The sequence below is a fragment of the Comamonas sp. Tr-654 genome (genome assembly GCF_011752915.1).
In the GTDB taxonomy this organism is placed as follows: domain Bacteria; phylum Pseudomonadota; class Gammaproteobacteria; order Burkholderiales; family Burkholderiaceae_C; genus Comamonas.
In genome coordinates this window covers 363,231-379,606 of sequence record NZ_VWWQ01000005.1, presented here as the reverse complement: position 1 = coordinate 379,606, position 16,376 = coordinate 363,231, and the positions used below count along the sequence as shown (strand labels likewise).

At 63.9% G+C, this 16,376-nt stretch carries 16 protein-coding genes and 1 pseudogene; 8 read left to right on the top strand and 9 right to left on the bottom strand.

Annotated features, from left to right (window positions below; translation table 11 throughout):
* From F3J24_RS17490 to F3J24_RS17480, 3 genes are all read left to right on the top strand, one after another.
* A complete protein-coding gene (locus F3J24_RS17490; protein ID WP_205244828.1) occupies window positions 1-1,578 on the top strand; it encodes an efflux transporter outer membrane subunit in 1,578 nt (525 codons plus the stop codon).
* 63 nt (window positions 1,579-1,641) lie between these two features.
* The gene (locus tag F3J24_RS17485) at window positions 1,642-1,965 is read left to right on the top strand and encodes a hypothetical protein (protein WP_167009076.1); all 324 of its coding nucleotides are present in this window, start codon (window positions 1,642-1,644) and stop codon (window positions 1,963-1,965) included.
* A 197-nt stretch (window positions 1,966-2,162) separates the two neighbouring features.
* Window positions 2,163-2,459 (top strand): hypothetical protein, encoded by a 297-nt coding sequence (locus F3J24_RS17480; RefSeq protein ID WP_167009074.1) that lies wholly within the window; start codon window positions 2,163-2,165, stop codon window positions 2,457-2,459.
* Window positions 2,460-2,618: 159 nt separating this feature from the next.
* Here F3J24_RS17480 and F3J24_RS25170 read toward each other — a convergent pair.
* Window positions 2,619-3,114: pseudogene (locus tag F3J24_RS25170) on the bottom strand (SRPBCC domain-containing protein).
* 92 nt (window positions 3,115-3,206) lie between these two features.
* The gene (locus F3J24_RS17470; RefSeq protein ID WP_167009072.1) at window positions 3,207-3,572 is read right to left on the bottom strand and encodes a hypothetical protein; all 366 of its coding nucleotides are present in this window, start codon (window positions 3,570-3,572) and stop codon (window positions 3,207-3,209) included.
* A gap of 117 nt (window positions 3,573-3,689) precedes the next feature.
* Here F3J24_RS17470 and F3J24_RS17465 point away from each other — a divergent pair, with 117 nt between their 5' ends.
* The gene (locus F3J24_RS17465; RefSeq protein ID WP_167009070.1) at window positions 3,690-4,361 is read left to right on the top strand and encodes an ATP-binding cassette domain-containing protein; all 672 of its coding nucleotides are present in this window, start codon (window positions 3,690-3,692) and stop codon (window positions 4,359-4,361) included.
* Here the strand turns inward: F3J24_RS17465 and F3J24_RS17460 are convergent.
* From F3J24_RS17460 to F3J24_RS17445, 4 genes are read right to left on the bottom strand one after another with little or no spacing between them, the layout of a single operon-like run.
* Window positions 4,348-5,163 (bottom strand): LytTR family DNA-binding domain-containing protein, encoded by an 816-nt coding sequence (locus tag F3J24_RS17460; RefSeq protein ID WP_167009069.1) that lies wholly within the window; start codon window positions 5,161-5,163, stop codon window positions 4,348-4,350. The genes F3J24_RS17465 and F3J24_RS17460 overlap by 14 nt on opposite strands.
* Window positions 5,160-6,221 carry a sensor histidine kinase gene (locus tag F3J24_RS17455; RefSeq protein ID WP_167009067.1) on the bottom strand — a complete coding sequence of 354 codons (1,062 nt, stop codon included), beginning with the start codon at window positions 6,219-6,221 and terminating at the stop codon, window positions 5,160-5,162. The genes F3J24_RS17460 and F3J24_RS17455 overlap by 4 nt, the downstream gene beginning before the upstream one ends.
* A gap of 24 nt (window positions 6,222-6,245) precedes the next feature.
* The gene (locus F3J24_RS17450) at window positions 6,246-6,530 is read right to left on the bottom strand and encodes a 2TM domain-containing protein (RefSeq protein ID WP_167009065.1); all 285 of its coding nucleotides are present in this window, start codon (window positions 6,528-6,530) and stop codon (window positions 6,246-6,248) included.
* Window positions 6,531-6,566: 36 nt separating this feature from the next.
* Window positions 6,567-6,971, bottom strand: a complete 405-nt coding sequence (locus F3J24_RS17445) for a DUF2306 domain-containing protein (protein WP_167009063.1) — start codon at window positions 6,969-6,971, stop codon at window positions 6,567-6,569.
* Between the two features lie 271 nt (window positions 6,972-7,242).
* Here F3J24_RS17445 and F3J24_RS17440 point away from each other — a divergent pair, with 271 nt between their 5' ends.
* Both F3J24_RS17440 and F3J24_RS17435 read left to right on the top strand, forming a co-directional pair.
* The gene (locus F3J24_RS17440) at window positions 7,243-9,432 is read left to right on the top strand and encodes a TonB-dependent siderophore receptor (RefSeq protein ID WP_167009060.1); all 2,190 of its coding nucleotides are present in this window, start codon (window positions 7,243-7,245) and stop codon (window positions 9,430-9,432) included.
* The gene (locus F3J24_RS17435) at window positions 9,432-10,685 is read left to right on the top strand and encodes a PepSY domain-containing protein (RefSeq protein WP_167009057.1); all 1,254 of its coding nucleotides are present in this window, start codon (window positions 9,432-9,434) and stop codon (window positions 10,683-10,685) included. Before F3J24_RS17440 ends, F3J24_RS17435 begins: the two co-directional genes overlap by 1 nt.
* 72 nt (window positions 10,686-10,757) lie before the next feature.
* Here F3J24_RS17435 and F3J24_RS17430 read toward each other — a convergent pair whose 3' ends face one another.
* Window positions 10,758-11,036 (bottom strand): PsiF family protein, encoded by a 279-nt coding sequence (locus tag F3J24_RS17430; RefSeq protein ID WP_167009054.1) that lies wholly within the window; start codon window positions 11,034-11,036, stop codon window positions 10,758-10,760.
* 213 nt (window positions 11,037-11,249) lie between these two features.
* On the opposite strand from F3J24_RS17430, the gene F3J24_RS17425 reads away from it, so the two are divergent.
* A complete protein-coding gene (locus tag F3J24_RS17425; RefSeq protein ID WP_043374335.1) occupies window positions 11,250-12,074 on the top strand; it encodes an undecaprenyl-diphosphate phosphatase in 825 nt (274 codons plus the stop codon).
* Between the two features lie 137 nt (window positions 12,075-12,211).
* Here the strand turns inward: F3J24_RS17425 and F3J24_RS17420 are convergent, their stop codons facing one another.
* Window positions 12,212-13,087, bottom strand: coding sequence for an alpha/beta fold hydrolase (locus F3J24_RS17420; RefSeq protein ID WP_167009051.1), 876 nt, complete (start codon window positions 13,085-13,087; stop codon window positions 12,212-12,214).
* A 60-nt stretch (window positions 13,088-13,147) separates the two neighbouring features.
* The gene (locus F3J24_RS17415) at window positions 13,148-14,131 is read right to left on the bottom strand and encodes a proteasome-type protease (RefSeq protein WP_167009048.1); all 984 of its coding nucleotides are present in this window, start codon (window positions 14,129-14,131) and stop codon (window positions 13,148-13,150) included.
* A gap of 273 nt (window positions 14,132-14,404) precedes the next feature.
* On the opposite strand from F3J24_RS17415, the gene F3J24_RS17410 reads away from it, so the two are divergent.
* Window positions 14,405-16,330 carry a methyl-accepting chemotaxis protein gene (locus tag F3J24_RS17410; RefSeq protein ID WP_167009045.1) on the top strand — a complete coding sequence of 642 codons (1,926 nt, stop codon included), beginning with the start codon at window positions 14,405-14,407 and terminating at the stop codon, window positions 16,328-16,330.
* The last annotated feature ends 46 nt before the right edge of the window (window positions 16,331-16,376 follow it).

The following is a 16,376-nucleotide window of genomic DNA, read 5'->3' as shown; positions in this document are numbered from 1 at the left end:
ATGAATATGTCAGCACATTTTTGGAATCAAATCGGCTTTAAACCAAATCAGGGTAAGCGTAAGCAGCTCACTTTTATGAAGAATTCTCCCAAGGCGCTGCCCCGCTGGATGCCGCGTCTTCTGCCGCTTGCTGCTGCGCTGGCGCTGGCGGCCTGTTCCACCCAACCCGCCTATCAGCCGCCCCGGCTGGATGTGCCGGTCCGGTTCAAGGAGGCCACGCCCGAGGCTGCGCAGTTCGGCGTCTGGCAGCCGGCGCAGAGTTCGGCGGCCAGCCCGGCTGCGGCAGTGCCCGACCAGTGGTGGACGGTGTATGGCGACAGCACGCTGGATCAGCTACAGCAAGCGGCAGCCGCAGGCAATCCCAGCGTGGAGCAGGCCGTGGCCCGTCTGCGCTCGGCCCAGGCGGCCGTCGCTAGCAGTCGCGCCGCGCAATTGCCCACGCTCAGCACCACGGGCAGCGGCTCGCGTGCCTTGACCGGCGGCGGCACCTACAGCAATACCAACGGTGAGAACGTAGCACGCAGCGGCAGCATCAACAACAACTTCTCGCTGGGCCTGAGCGCCAGCTGGGAGCTGGATCTCTGGGGCAAGCTCTCGGGCGCGGTGGATGCCAGCCGGGCTTCGGCCCAGGCCAGTGCCGACGATCTGGCTGCGGCCCGTTTGTCGGCCCAGGCGTCGGTGGCACAGACCTATTTCTCGCTGCGTGCCGCCGAGGCGCAGATGAAGTATCTGCAGGAGAGCCTGGAGGCCTATGAGCAAAGCCTGAAGCTCACGCAGAATCGCTACCAGGCGGGCGTGGTGTCTTCGGCCGATGTGGCCCAGGCCCAGTCCCAGTACAAGAGCACCCAGGCCAGCCTGCTGGAAGCCCGCATCACGCGCGCCCAGTACGAGCATGCGCTGGCGGCCTTGCTGGGCAAGGCTCCGGCCAACTTCAGCCTGCCGGTGACCGGCCACCTGCCGACGCCGCCTGCAGTGCCGGAGATGCTGGCCTCCACCCTGCTGGAGAGGCGCCCCGACATTGCTGCCGCCGAGCGCCGCGTGGCCATGGCCAATGCGCAGATCGGCGTGGCGCGTGCGGCCTATTTCCCTTCGCTGACCCTGTCGGCATCGGCCGGCTATCGCAACTCCGTGCTGTCCGATCTGCTCAATGCACCGAATCTGTTCTGGTCGCTGGGACCGGCGCTGGCCATGAGTCTGTTTGACGGTGGAGCGCGTTCGGCGGCCGTGGAGTCGGCCCGTGCCACACTGGACCTGAATGCCGCCACCTACAAGCAGACTGTGCTGACGGCGCTGCAGGAGGTGGAGGACAATCTGGTCGCTGCCGTCAATCTGGCGCAGGAGGAGCAGGTGCAGACCGAGGCCCTGGCCGCAGCGCAGAAGTCGCTCACCGTGGCCAACAACCAGTACCAAGCCGGTATCGTGGCCTATCTGAACGTGATCTCGGCCCAGACGACGGTGCTCAGTGCCCAGAACAACCTCAACAGCGTCAGAAACCGCAGGCTGACGGCCGTGAACACCTTGCTCAAGAATGTGGCCGGGCGCTGGGAGCCGCTGGACGCGGGGCTGCGCAAAGAGTGAGCGCGCCGTGCAGGCTTGTGGTCTGGGTTACAACCGTTGCTCCGTTGTTGTGAAGATCAAACCATGAGCATTGCTGTTTTCTACCTGCGCAATTCCGAGCCTGAGGGCCAGACACCGGTCTGGCAGCCGCAATGCCAGGCCTTCTCCGATGCGCAGATGAGCGAGGCGCTGGCTCTGTGTCAGCAGCTGCGCAAGGACGAGCGCCATGCCCATGTGGTGATTTCGTCGGAGTTGCGCGATATGGTCGGGCCCGTGGGCGTGTCTGCGGTCGAGGACGGCAAGACGCCCGATGGAGTGGACTATCAGTGGAGCAAGGCCGGGCGTGCCGGAGCCAGTCGCAGGAATGCGGCCGAGCCGCCCAGGCAGCGTCAGGATATGGACTGCTGAGCCCGGCGGCAGGACCGGACGCATGGTCTTGACTATGGCGCGCTGGCGTGCAGCTGCTGTGTACGCCTGTCCCGCCGTGATTTTGGGGATAGGTCAGACCGCTTCGTGATAAAACTTGGGCCATTCCCGGCCATGCTTGGCCGCCATCTCTGCGGCAGGGCTTGGCATGCCGGCTATCGTTTCAACGGGAGTCCGAGATGTTGAAGAAAGCTTTGCTCTTAGGGACTGTCGCTGCCGTTGCGGGGTGCAGCAACAACGGCGCACCTAGCGAAACCCAGGTCAAGCAAGCGCTTTATGACTACTACGCGACCGCGAGTGGCAGGGCCGATCTGAATCAGGCGCTGGATAAAGAGGTCAGCGTGAAAAACTGCCGACAGGATGGTCCGGGCTATCGCTGCACCATTCAGAACCAGAGTCTGGAAAGCACCATCGACATGCTGTTCGTCTTTGACAAAGGGGACAGCAAGTGGAAGTTCCAGCGCGAGGCTTCCTGATCCGCTTTGACTGCTGGTGACGCTTGGAGAATGCTTATTCAGGGGCTGAACGCCGCACGGGCTGGGGCGTCACGGTGCTGACCGCCGGGAAGCGGCAGGCGGTGGCCAGGCGCCCCCGGTCCGTGCGTCTTCCCGCTCAACGCGCTTGACGCTTCGTGATCAGGCCGCCTGTACATTGGCCAGATAGCCGGCCAGCAACTGCATGCTGCCGCTCCAGCCCATCTTCATGCTGGCATGCGAGCTGTTGAACAGCGCTTCTTCGACCGGGCTGGCATCGAGAGCGCGCCATTCCAGATACAGGCGCGTGCCGCCGGCTTCCTCGCTGAGCGTGGTGGTCGACAAGGTGTAAAGCGGCCATTGCGGCGCCATCCGCATCGCTGAACTGCACCACGACGACGATGCGCTCGGGCGCTTTTAGCTCCCTGAAGCTCCATTTGCCCCACATGACGGGCGCCTGGGGCATGGTCTCGGCGCGCATGCCGTAATGAAAGCTGCCGCCTTCGCGTGGATCGACTTCGCACTGCGTCATGATCATGCCGGGCGGGCGCATCCACTGGCTCAGGTGCTCGCCTTGCGTGAAGGCCGCGTAGACCAGCTCGCGCGGTGCCTTGAAGAATTGCTCGATGACAAACGGGGCAGAGAGTCGCTCGGTCATGGACATGCCTTTGCAGATCGCTTGGAGTCATCCATTGTGCACAGCGCGCATCCGACTTCAAGCTTCAGGCGCTGCAGACTCAGGCTTGGATGTCAGGCTTCGAGATCAAAGGCCTGGCGCAGTGCATCGCCGAACTGCGCGGAGCCCGAAAGACAGAGGTTGACCGTGGTGCGGCCCGTGGCCGAGGCCTGCAGCTCCAGCTTGCCTGAAGCCCTGTCGAAGCGGGCGCTCAGGGGCTCGCCGTCATCGTCCTGTGCCTGCAGGTCATAGTCCCAGTCATTGCCGTCTTCCAGGGGGCCCTGGCGGGCGGCAAACTTCTGACTGGCCCAGCGCAGCAGGGCTTCGATTTCGCCGGCCAAAGCCGGCACGCGCTCGGCCTTGACGCTGGCCATGGCGTCCCAGGTGCCCGTGCCTTCTTCATCTTCGCTGTAATCGAATTCCAGATAATCCAGAGCCATGGCATATTGCGCGCTGTTGAGGGGGACGCCATTGTGCCTGTGCCTTGCTTCGCGCATGGCTGTAGGTTCTTTGGTCAAAATCAGCCGTAGACGTATATATACAAGGCGTTGTCAGCTATGAATTCTGAACTCGATGATGGCTGCGAGTCGCTGTGCATGGTGCAGGCTCTGCAGGTGAGCTTCGGCTACCCGGGCCGGGTGGTTGCCCATGAGGCCTCGCATTGCTGGCATGCCGGACTGTGTCTGCTGCAAGGCGACGAGGGCACGGGCAAGACCAGCTGGCTCAAGGCATTGGCAGGGCAATTGCCGCTGCGCATGGGCTTGCTGCACTATCCGTTCGCCGACAACGGCCGCCTGGTTGCAAGCTCCTGCTTCTGGCAGGACCCACGTCAGCCGCTCAACGATGTCTACAACCAGATGCCGGCCGAGAGCTGGGTGGCTTTGAAGCGCACGCTGTATCCGCATTGGTCGCAGCAGCAGTTCGAGCAGCATGTGCAGGGCTTCGGGCTGGAGCCGCATTTGCACAAGCCGCTGCTGGCCCTGTCATCGGGCACGCAGCGCAAGCTGTGGATGGCTGCGGGCTGGGCCAGCGCCGCCGAGCTGGTACTGATCGACGAGCCGCTGGCGGCGCTGGATAAGCCGTCCGAGCGCTATGTGCTGCATGCGCTGGCGGCCATGGCCGCCGAGCTCAAGAATCCGGCACGGCCCCGCAGTGTCATCGTGGCCCATTGGGATGCCATGGAGGGTGTGGACTGGGAGGATGTGATGGTGCTGGCTACATCGCCTTGAACCGTGTTGCGTACAGACGGCTGACCGCCAGCTTTTCAGGGCGGTCACGCAGCAGCAGGCTCAGGCGCCCGGACTCGTCACGCTGGGCGCTGGCAATGGCTTGCACCCGCACCACGGTGCCGCGATGGATTTGCCAGAACTCGCGCGCGTCGAGCTGCGGCAGCAACTCCTTCAGCGGGGTACGGATCAGATACTCCTGACTGGCCGTCAGCACGCGCAGATATTTGTCGGCGGCTTCGAGGTAGATGATGTCCTGCACCCTCACCATATGGATCTGGTTGCCGACGCTGGCCTGAATGATCTGCAGCGCGGCGGGGGCTTGCCCCAGCAGTTGCTGCTGCAGCCCGAGCAGCTGTTCGAGCTGACGGTGATTCTGCATGGCAAGGTCCGTGCCCTGTACCGGCTGGCGCTGCTGCCACCACTGCTGCAGGCGCTGCACGGTCTGGCCGAGGCGCGCCGCCTGCACCGGCTTGAGCACATAGTCCATGGCGCAGGCCTCGAAGGCCGCCAAGGCGTACTGGTCGTAGGCTGTGACAAAGACAATCGCCGGCAGCGCTTGCTCTTCGGGCCAGGCATCGGCGATTTCGGCGGCGGCTTCCAGCCCCGTCTGGCCGGGCATGCGAATGTCCAGGAACAGCAGATCGGGCAGCCGGGTCAGCGCCTGCTGCACGGCGCTGATGCCGTCGGCCACCCTGGCCTCTATATGCAACTGGGGCCAGAGCTGGCCCAGCAATTGCTGCAATGCCAGGGCCAGCAGCGGTTCGTCTTCGGCAATCAGGGCGCGCGGCGGGCTGGTGTTCATGGCTGGGGCTTCAGGGGTAATACGATGCAGGCCCTGGTTCCGCCTGCGCTGTCTGCTGTCAGGTCGAAGCGGGCAGCGCTGCCGTAGCGGCTGGCCAGGCGTTCGCGAATCTGCTGCAGGCCAAAGCCTGAGCCCGAAGGCGGCTGGCCAGGCAGCTCGGGCAGGCCCAGGCCATTGTCATGCACGCTGAGCAGGAGATGGCTGTCATCCAGCATTTCTGCCTGAACGGCAATATGGCCGCCGGCCAGCTGGGGCTCCACTCCATGGCGAATGCTGTTTTCCACCAGCGGCTGCAGCAGCAGGGGCGGCACAGGCAGTCCGGCCAGATCGGCGGGCAGTGTCAGGGAGTAGGTGAGTCTGTCGCCCATGCGGATCTGCATCAGGGCCAGGTAGTCGGTCAGCAAGGCAAACTCGCTGGCAAGACTGTGGGTGCCGTTGCGTGAACCGGCAAGCGTGGCACGCAGGTAGGCAATCAGATGGTCGAGCATCTGCTCGGCACGTGGCGCATCGCTTGCAATCAGCACGCGCAGATTGGCCAGGGTGTTGAACAGCATATGCGGCTCCAGCTGGGCCTGCAGCAGGCTGAGCCTGGCTTCGGCGGCCTGGCGCTGGGCCTGCTCTGCCTGCATTTGCAGATGGCGCGATTTGCCCACTACATAAAAGCCCCAGGACATGGCAATGCTGGTCGCCATGGTGATGGCAAACGGCAGCCATAGCGAGGGCCTGCCTGTGGCAGGCAGCTCGGGATGGAACTGCTGAACATAGAGGCTACCCAGCGGATTGCCCAGAACCAGACCTGCTGCAATTCCCAGCGGCACCACGGCCATGCCGCGCATGCCGCGCGGCCACTGGATCTGGTCGGACTCGCGCCAGCGCAGCCTGAGCAGATCGATGCTCAGCCAGCTGATCAGGCCGATGGTCAGCGAGTAGGCGAGATTGATATCCCACAGGCCCTGGCCCAGAGCGGTCAGGGCCGCGGCGATCAGCAGGCAGGCCGCCACGGTGATGCCGGCGTGACGAAGCAGGTGGGCAGGCGCAAACATGGACATGACGGGCATGGTAGGTGATGGGAGGCTTGGCATCTATCGCTTTTCGCTGCGTTTCAGTGTTTTCAGCTCGTGCTCCAGCAACTGCTGAAAGAGCGGACTGCCAGGCGCCAGCAGCCAGACCACGGCGCCATGTATCAGCAGGCCCAGACCCCAGCCCAGCGCCGGGTAGACGGCCCAGTGTCGTCCCTGGCTCAGTGCCAGGGTCATCAGTCCCAGATTCACTGCGGCATAGACCGCAGCATGGATATACCAGCCCAGCTTCATGCTGGCGCGGCGGCGTGCCTGGCGGTGCAGGGCGTCTTCAGAGATCGGGTTCATGTCTTTTCCTTGTAGTGCTTGGGATGAATGCGGGGATCAGGCCAGTCCTTGCCACAGCAGATTGCCGAGCAGGCGGCCTGGAAGCAGCGTGAACAGCCCTGCGACCACGCAGCTGCCGAAGTACAGCTTGCGCATGACGCTGCGGTGCTGGCCGATACGTTGATGGGCCAGATGCCACAAGGACAGCGCCATGCCGCCCAGCGTCACGGGGATCAGCAGATGGATGGGCGTGAAGCCTGCCCAGTTGGGCAGCTTGAAATCGCGTATGAACAACGCGGAGATGGCGGTGGCCAGCATGAGCAGCACAAAGCCACGGCCTGCAATTCTGTGCACCCAGGGCAGCGGGCCGGCCTGGCGCCTGGCCCAGAGTGCAATGGCTCCGGTCAAGGTGGCTGCGATGGCGCAACCCATGTGAAAGGCAATCAGAGGTGTGAGTGTCATGGCTGGCTCCTGGTGCTTGCATATGACTGTGCAAGCCGGGCCTGCTGACGACCAGCGCTTTGCGACGAAGTGACAGAAGCCGGGAGCCAGCTGCAACTCCGTGGGTGTGACGGGTGTGGCTGCCTGGTTTGTGCGCGCACACATACCACGCGACGGTTTCAGGATTGGCTGTTTGCCGTGGATCCCGTTGAGATTTCAGGGTGTTTGGTATCTGGATGGAATTGATTACTAAAATTAACGATTCTGAAAATCATTCTCAATAATTTAAAAAATGTTCCTGCTCCGACCAATTTCCCTGGCTGCCCTCGCACTGTGCAGCCAGCAGACCGTTTTTGCCCAGACTTCCGGCACTGAATCAGAAGCTGCCCTGCAGACCGTGACCGTGGAGGCCAGCGCCGATGCTTCGGCCCAGGGTCTGGCCAAGCCTTTTGCGGGCGGGCAGGTGGCGCGCGGCGCGCGTGTCGGCGTGCTGGGAAACCAGGACATGATGGAGACTCCGTTTTCCGCCACCAGCTATACCAGCGATCTGATTCAGGATCAGCAGGCCAAGAGCGTGGGCGACGTGCTGCTCAACGATGCGGGCGTGCGCTCGGCGCGCGGCTTCGGCAATTTCCAGCAGGCCTACTTTGTGCGCGGCTTTGTGCTGTATTCCGATGATGTGGCCTATAACGGTCTGTACGGTCTGGTGCCGCGCCAATACATGGCGTCGGAGTTCGTGGAGCGCGTGGAAGTGTTTCGCGGAGCGAATGCCTTTCTCAGCGGCGCGGGTGCGGGCAGCGTCAGCGGCGGCGGTCTGGGCGGCCTGATCAATGTGGTGCCCAAGCGCGCCGGCAACGAGCCGCTCAATCGGGTCACCCTGGGTGGCGCCAGCGGCGGGCAGGCTTATGCCGCAGCCGATGTGGCCCGCCGCTTCGGCCCCGATGATGCAGCCGGTGTGCGCCTGAACCTTGCGCGTCGCAGCGGCGGCACCGGCGTGAGCGGTGAGAAGGTCCACACCACTGTCGGTTCGCTGGGCCTGGACTGGCGCAGCAGCCGTGCACGTCTGTCGGCCGATCTGGGCTGGCAGGAGCACAAGCTGACGGCGCCGCGTCCCTCGCTGACGCCTTCGGGCAATCTGCCCATTCCGGCTGCTCCCGACAGCAAGACCAACTACGCCCAGCCCTGGACCTACTCCAACAGCCGCGACCTGTTCGGCACCGTGCGCGGGGAATACGACTTCAACGACCAATGGACCGGCTGGGCCGCTGTAGGCATGCGCCGGGGCAGCGAGGACAACGCTCTGTCGGGCCTGACGCTGTCCAGCGCGGCTGGCGATGCTGTGGTCAACCGCTTCGACAACACACGCAAGAACCGCGTCACGACCGGCGAGCTGGGTGTGCGCGGCAAGTTTGAAACCGGCGCGGTCAAGCATTCGGTGGTGGCTTCGCTGTCGGCTTTCGATTCCAGCGAACGCAATGCCTGGGGTTACAACTATGCAACCGGCCAGAGCAACAACATCTACAACCCGGTGGCCCTGCCTGCGCCTGCCTATAACGGACTGGGCGGCATACTGGGCAGCCCGCGCGAGACCGAGCGCATCAAGACCAGCAGCCTGGCGCTGGCCGATACCCTGGGCTTCATGGACGAGCGCCTGCTGCTGACGGTGGGTATGCGCTACCAGACCATCAAGGTCGACGGCTTCGATGCCACGACGGGCGCGAGCTCGGGCAGCTATGACAAGAGCCGCGTGACGCCGGTGGCGGGCCTGGTGTTCAAGCTGACCCCCGAGGTGTCGGCTTATGCCAACTACATCGAAGGGCTGGCCAAGGGTGGCAGCGCGCCCATGACCAACGGTGGTCAGGTCGTCAGCAACGCAGGCCAGGTGTTCTCTCCCTATGTCTCCCGTCAGAAGGAGGCAGGCCTGAAATACGACGGCGGCAATATCGGTGCCAGCGCCTCCTTCTTCACCACCAGCATGCCCAGCGCCTATGTGGAGAACAATGTCTACGGCGTGTTCGGCAAGCAGCGCAACCGCGGTCTGGAGTTCAATGTGTTCGGCGAGCCCGTCAAGGGCCTGCGCGTGCTCGGCGGCTTGACCCTGCTGGACGCCAAATACGTGACCACGGCGAGTGGTGCCAATGATGGCAAGCGCGTGGTGGGCGTGCCCCGCAGTCAGGCCAATATCGGCGCCGACTGGGATGTGCCGGGCGTGCGCGGCCTGGCACTGAATGCACGGCTGATGTATACCGGCGCACAGTACGCCAATGCAGGCAACACCCAGCGCGTGCCGGCCTGGACCCGCTTTGACCTGGGTGCTCGCTACCTGATGGACGTCGGCGGCAAGCTGGTGACACTGAATGCACGCGTGGACAACGTGGCCAACCGCAACTACTGGGCCTCGGTCGGCGGTTATGCGACCAACGGCTATCTGGTTCAGGGCGCACCGCGTACCTTCTCGCTGACCGCCAGCGTGGACTTCTGATGCGCGCTTTGTGGACCGTGGTTCATCGTTGGGTAGGCCTGTTTCTCGCGGCTTTCCTGGTCATGACCGGTCTCACGGGGGCCGTGCTCTCGTGGGATCATGAAATCGACGACTGGCTCAACGCCGACATGCTGCACACGGTGGGACGTGGCCCGCTGCAGACGCCGCTGCAACTGGCCCAGGCCGTGCAGGCGGCCGATGCGCGCGTCGAGATATCCTATATGAGCCTGGGCCTGCGCGAGGGAGAGGCGGCTTCCTTTCTGGTGCGCCCGCTGGTGGACCAGGCCACGGGCAAGCCCCATGTGCTCGGCTACAACACGGTGTTCGTGGACCCGGTAACGGGTGCCATCACCGGCCACCGCGACTCCAAGAGCCTGGCCCTGAGCTGGCGCAATCTCATGCCCTGGCTGCGCCATCTGCATGAAAGCCTGCTCAGTCCCACGTTTGCGGGCACCAACCGCTGGGGCTACTGGTTCATGGGGGGTCTCGCGCTGCTGTGGCTGGCCGACAGCTTCTGGGCGCTGGTGCTGACCCTGCCGGTGAAGAAGAAGGTGGCTGCGGCCGGTGATGCCCCCGCCAAGGCTGGCGGCAAGTCCTGGTGGGCGCGCTGGATGCCGTCCTGGCGCATACGCTGGGGCGCCGGTGCCTACAAGCTCAATTTCGATCTGCACCGAGCCGGCGGGCTGTGGATCTGGGGCGTGATCGTCATCGTGGCCTTTACCTCGTTCTCGATCAACCTCTACCGCGAGGTGTTCTACCCGGTGATGAGCAAGGTCTCGACCACCACGCCAGGCCCCTATGAGACGCTCAAGCCTGCGCCTTTCGGCAGCTTTATCGAGCCGAAGATCGGCTTTGCCACGGCCATCGAGATCGCGCGCAAGGAGGCGGTGCAGCTGGGCATCAAGACCGAGGCCGGAGGCATCTGGTATGGCGGGGATTTCCCGTTCTACAACGTGTCCTTCTTCGATCCCGACGACGAGACCGGAGCCATGGGCATGGGGTTGTCCAATGTCTATGTGAGCTCGGAAAGCGGCGAGGTGCTGGGCAGCTATCGTCCCTGGCACGGCACGGGAGCCGATGTCTTCGTGCAGCTGCAGCTGCCGCTGCACAGCGGTCGCATCCTGGGCACCTTCGGGCGTGTGCTGATATCGGTGGTCGGCGTGATGGTGGCCATGCTGTCCATCACCGGCGTCGTCATCTGGTGGAAAAAATGCCGCGCCCGGCGAACCGCCCTGGCAGCTGCCTCCGCCTGAAACCACAAAGCCACCTTGCGGTGGCTTTGTGCATTGCGCGCTGCGCGGGAGCGGCAAAGCCGCTCAGGCGGCTCAGTCCTTCTTCAGGCACTCGCTCATGAAGGCCTTGCGCTCGTCGCCCTTTTTGCCGGCGGCGTCGGCATTGCAGCTCTTCATGCGTTCCTGCTGACGCTTCTTGCCGTCGGACAGGCAGGACTTCATGAACTCCTTGCGTTCATCGCCCTTCTTGCCGGTGGCTTCGGTGTTGCAGGTGCCCATGAGCTGCTGCTGGGCGGTTTTGGGTTTGTCGCCAGCAGCCATGCTCATGCTGCAGGCCAGGGACACGATAGCCAGGACCACAAATTTTTTCATGATGGTGTGATTTTTGAAAAAACGCCGACAACCGGCGCGCAGCTATTGCAGCACAAGCGCGTGACTTTGCCCAGAAGCGTCGACCGTGTCTTGTAAAAGTTTGCGATTGTCTGTCGATCGGCGGCCGGAAAAGGTCTTGTGAGCGCGAACGGGAAAATGGCGAGCGGATAATGGGCGCCTTTGCTTCAACCCTGCATCCAAAGGACGATTCGCGTGGATACTTTATTGCTGGTCAAGGCCGCCATCATGGGCATTGTGGAAGGGCTGACCGAGTTCTTGCCGATTTCCTCAACCGGCCACCTGATCCTGGCGGGGTCGCTGATGGGCTTCGTCGGCGGCAAGGCCAAGGTGTTTGAGATTGCGATCCAGACCGGGGCCATCTTTGCCGTGATGCTGGTGTATTGGCAGAAGATCCGGGACACGCTGGTGGAGCTGCCCAGCAGCCGCCAGGCACAGAAGTTCGCGCTCAACGTCTTCATCGGCTTCCTGCCTGCCGTGGTGCTGGCGCTGCTGTTCGGCAAATACGTGCAGGAGCATCTGTTCACGCCCGTCATCGTGGCGACCACCTTCATCCTTGGCGGTTTCGTGATTCTCTGGGCCGAGAACCGGCCCGCCGCTGCCACCCGCGTGCAGTCTGTGGACGATATGACGGCTCTCGATGCGCTCAAGGTCGGCCTGGTGCAGTGCTTTGCCCTGGTGCCCGGCACCAGCCGCAGCGGCTCCACCATCATCGGCGGCATGCTCATGGGCCTGTCGCGCAAGGCGGCCACGGACTTCTCGTTCTTTCTGGCCATGCCCACGCTGATCGGTGCGGGCGTCTACAGCCTCTACAAGGAGCGTGCGCTGCTGTCCATGGCGGATGTGCCGCTGTTTGCCGTGGGCCTGATCTTTTCGTTCATCAGTGCCTGGCTGTGCGTGCGCTGGCTGCTGCGCTTTATCTCCACCAACAGCTTTGTGCCCTTCGCCTGGTACCGCATTGTTTTCGGCGTCATCGTGCTGGTGACGGCCTATACCGGCATCGTGGACTGGCACCATTGAGTGCCTTGGCGCTGTTCACAAAAAAAGCCGCTTGCGTGATTGCAAGCGGCTTTTTTCATAGCTTCCAGCGCTTGTTTTTATTGAGTTTCAGATGGTTTTAATGCTGAAATCGTTATATGAAAAGCGCAAGAAGCTACTTATTTGTGAGTACTGCCAGTGGATTTCTGCAGAATGGTCTGCTCCATATTGAGTAGCGAAGCCTCGATGGCGGCAGCCGTGGCCTCGGGCCGCTCCATGGGGAACAGATGGCCGCCGTCCAGCATGGTGATGCGCCCGCGCGTGATGCGCTGCGTCATCTCCATGCCCACCTGGCGCATCTCCACCGACGAGCGACCGCCGATGAAAGCCACCGGGCAGCGCACGGGGTGACGCCTGAGCTGGTTGTTGAGATTGCTGGGCAGCGTGTTGTAGATGGCCGTTTCCACCTCGCGCTTGAACAGCAGGCTGCGCTTGCCCTGGTCGTCCTCCAGGCCGTGCTGCACATAGTCCTGCAGCACCTGGGGGTGCCACTGGGCAAACGCCTTCTTGCTGCGGAAATACTCCAGGGCCTCCTCGTTGCTGGCCCAGGTGGTGCGCCGGCGCTGGCTGATCTTGCCGGGAGAGACCGAGGCCACGATCTGCGTCTGCTTGGCCAGGCCCACGGCGTTCGCCTTCCAGCCGCCCAGCAGGGGCGAGTCGATGAGCAGCACGCCGCGTGCCAGATCGGGGCGTTTGGAGGCCGCCTGAAAACTCAGAATGCCGCCCAGCGAGTGGCCCACCAGATAGACCGGCCGGCCGTGCTGATCGACCTGCTGCTCGATGTATTCGATCAGCTCGTCCACCAGATGCGGCCAGTGGTTGGTGACGGGGCGCTGCGGGTCGTGGCCGAAGCGCTGCACGCCGCCGGCGTCGATGCCGCGCTGGCGCAGCAGCGAAAACAGCAGGCGATAGGTGCCTATGGGGAAGCTGTTGGCATGCGCGAAGACCACGGGCAGGGTGTTCGTCGTGCTGGCGGTGGCAGTGGGCTGGGACATGGCGCGAGTCGGACTGGACAGTAAAAACGCCCCGAAGGGGCGTTGGATGCGTCGATCAGTTTAGCGCCTGGACAGCGCCGCCTGTCTTTGCACGCGCGCCTGTTCTTCGGCGCTCTGCAGGCGCTGGTATTCATCGGCCATGCTCAGGCCCGCCTGAGCCGGCACTACGGGCTGGCGCAGTGCGGCGGGCGGGCAGTTGCCCGCACCCAGGCCATGGGCCGAGCGCGAGGCGGCCGGTGCTCCGACCTTGACCAGCGGGTGCGCACGCGGGCTGTGGATGCGAATCGGCGTATCGGTCTGGCCGCCATCCCAGGCCGGGTCGTCGATGCTGTCGAAGACATGGCGCAGGCGCTCGCCCCAGCTGTCGTGCAGCATGCGCAGATAGGGATTGTCGGCGTCCAGGCAGACAATGCGGTCCGTGGCGAAGCGGTTGTTCTCGTAGACGATCAGATCCAGCGGCAGGCCCACCGAGAGGTTGGACTTGAGCGTGCTGTCCATAGACACCAGCGCGCATTTGGCGGCTTCGTCCAGCGGGGTCTCGGAGGTGATGACGCGATCCAGCACGGGCTTGCCGTACTTGGATTCGCCGATCTGGAAGTAGGGCGTCTCGCCCGTAGCCTCGATGAAGTTGCCCGCCGAATAGACCTGGAACAGGCGCATGCGCTCGCCCTGGATCTGGCCGCCGAAAATCATGGAGACATTGAAGTCCACCCCGGCGCGCTGCAGGGCCGTGGCCTCGCGCTCATGCACATGGCGCACGGCAGCGCCCAGCACGCGTGCGGCATCGAACATGCTGCGCACATTCCAGATCGTCAGCATCTCGTCCGTGGTCGTGTCGTGCAGCTGAAAGCTCTCCAGCAGCTCGCGCACCGACTGGGTGATGGACAGATTGCCGGCCGATTGCAGCACCATGAAGCGCTCGCCCGGTTGCTCGTACAGCATGACCTTGCGGAAGGTGCTGATCTGGTCGAGTCCTGCATTGGTGCGGGAGTCGGACAGAAACACCAGGCCGGCGTTGAGCTTGAGGGCGACGCAGTATGTCATGGGTGATAGAGACAATAATGAAAAACGTATGAATGTCAGGCACAGCAAGCGCTTTGTGCTTCAAAATAGATAGCTGAAAACGCAGGCTGCCACGTGATTTTAGAAGGGTTTTAATAACGCCGGTGGCGGCCCTGTAACTGTTGCCAATGCCCTGCCCAGGCACGGCTGCAGGGCCGGGATGAGGAAGTCCCTGAGATGCAGAGCCTGTATGCGTGAGAAGATGCCGCCCCTTGATAGAACACTTGCTTACAGCTGGTTAGAAGAGGGCCTCCCATGCACGCATTTCGCAACCTGTCGATACGGACCAAGCTCATGTCCAGCATGCTGGCCTGCCTGCTGCTGTTCGTGGCGATTTCCACGACGCTGGGCTTTGTGCTGACAGGCGCCAGCCTGCGCGAGCGTGTGGTGGGGCAGGAGCTGCCGGCCGTGGTGGGGGAGATCCGCAACGACATCCTGCGCCAGATAGGCACGCCGCTGGCCATGGCCAGATCCCTGGCCGGCAACAGCTATGTGCTGGATTGGGAAGCTGCGGGCGAGCCCGAGGACGGCAATGCCGCTTGGGCCAGATACGCCCAGGCGGTCAAGCAGCAGGCCGGGGCCTCGTCGGTGTTCTGGGTGTCGGGCACCACGGGCCAGTACTTTGGCGAACAGGGCGTGACGCGCAGGCTGGCGCCCAAGGGCCAGGGCGACCAGTGGTTCTACGAGCTGCTGGCCGGCGACAAGTCGCAGGTGCTGGAGATCGACAAGGACGTTAGCTCCAACGCCTATATGCTGTTCATCAATGTCCGCTTCGATGCGGGCCAGGGCAGGCAGGGCATTGCGGGCCTGGGCTTGTCGGTGGATGGGCTGGCGCAGGCCGTGCGCGCCTACCAGGTGGGCGAGTCCGGCTCGGTCTCCCTGGTGCGCGGCAACGGCAGCATTCTTGTGCACCGCGATCCGGCGCTGGTGGACGGCAAGCACTGGCTCAAGGACCGGCCCGGTTTCAGTGCAGGGCTCAGCGCTGCGTTGCTGAACCGCGAGCGCTTTGCCCATGCCATGTACGAGGCACCCTCGGGCCGTCAACTGATTGCCTCCTCCTACGTGCCCGAGCTGGACCTGTACGTGATTGCCGAGCTCCCCGAGGCGCAGGTGCTGGGCGGCGTGCGCCGCACCATTGCGCTGACCTCGGCCGTGGCCGGTCTGGTGGGCGGCGGCATAGGCCTGCTGGTGATCTGGCTGGTGAGTCGGGCGATTGCGGCACCCGTGGGACGCGCGGCGCGCATGCTGGAGGAGATTGCCGATGGCCATGGCGATCTGAGCCGTCGCATGCCGGTGGAGAGCAATGACGAGGTGGGGGCGCTGGCCTCGGCCTTCAACCGCTTTGTCTCATCGCTGGAGCGCATGGTGGGGGCCGTGCGCCAGGCCGCCGATTCGATTTCCGTGGCCAGTTCCGAGGTGGCCCAGGGCAACCAGGACTTAAGCCAACGCACCGAGCAGGCGGCCAGTGCCCTGCAGCAGACGGCGGCATCGCTGTCGGTGCTGACGGATAGCGTGCAGGCCAATACCGAGGCCACGCGCAGCGCGGGTGAACTGGCACAGTCGGCGCGCGGCGTGGCCGAGCGTGGCGGTGCGGCCTTTCAACAGGTGGTGGTGACCATGGAAGGCATCAACCACGCGTCGCGCAAGATTGCCGACATCATCGGTGTGATCGACTCGATTGCCTTCCAGACCAATATCCTGGCGCTGAATGCGGCGGTGGAGGCAGCGCGCGCCGGCGAGCAGGGCCGGGGCTTCGCCGTGGTTGCGGCCGAGGTGCGCAGCCTGGCTCAGCGCTCGGCCGAAGCCGCCAAGGAAGTGCGCCAGCTCATCACCGACTCCGTGGCCCAGGTGGGCAGCGGATCGCAGCAGGTGGAGCATGCAGGCGCCACCATGCAGGAGCTGCTGGACGCCGTGGCCAGGGTGACGCGGATCATCGAGGAGATCAGCGGCGCTTCGCAGACCCAGGGGCGCGGCATTGCCGAGATCAACCAGTCCGTGGCCGGGCTGGACGATGCCACGCAGCAGAATTCCGCCCTGGTCGAGCAGTCGGCCGCTGCGGCGGTCAGCCTGCGCGAGCAGGCCGCACGTCTGATGGGCGAGGTGTCAGCCTTCAAGCTGGGTGACAGGTCCCAGGGCCGCCCGTCCGTGCAGGAGCGGCAACAGCAACTGCTGGAGGCATGAACGCAAGCCGGGCCCGAAGAGATCGGGCCCGGGCTTGAGTCCGCGG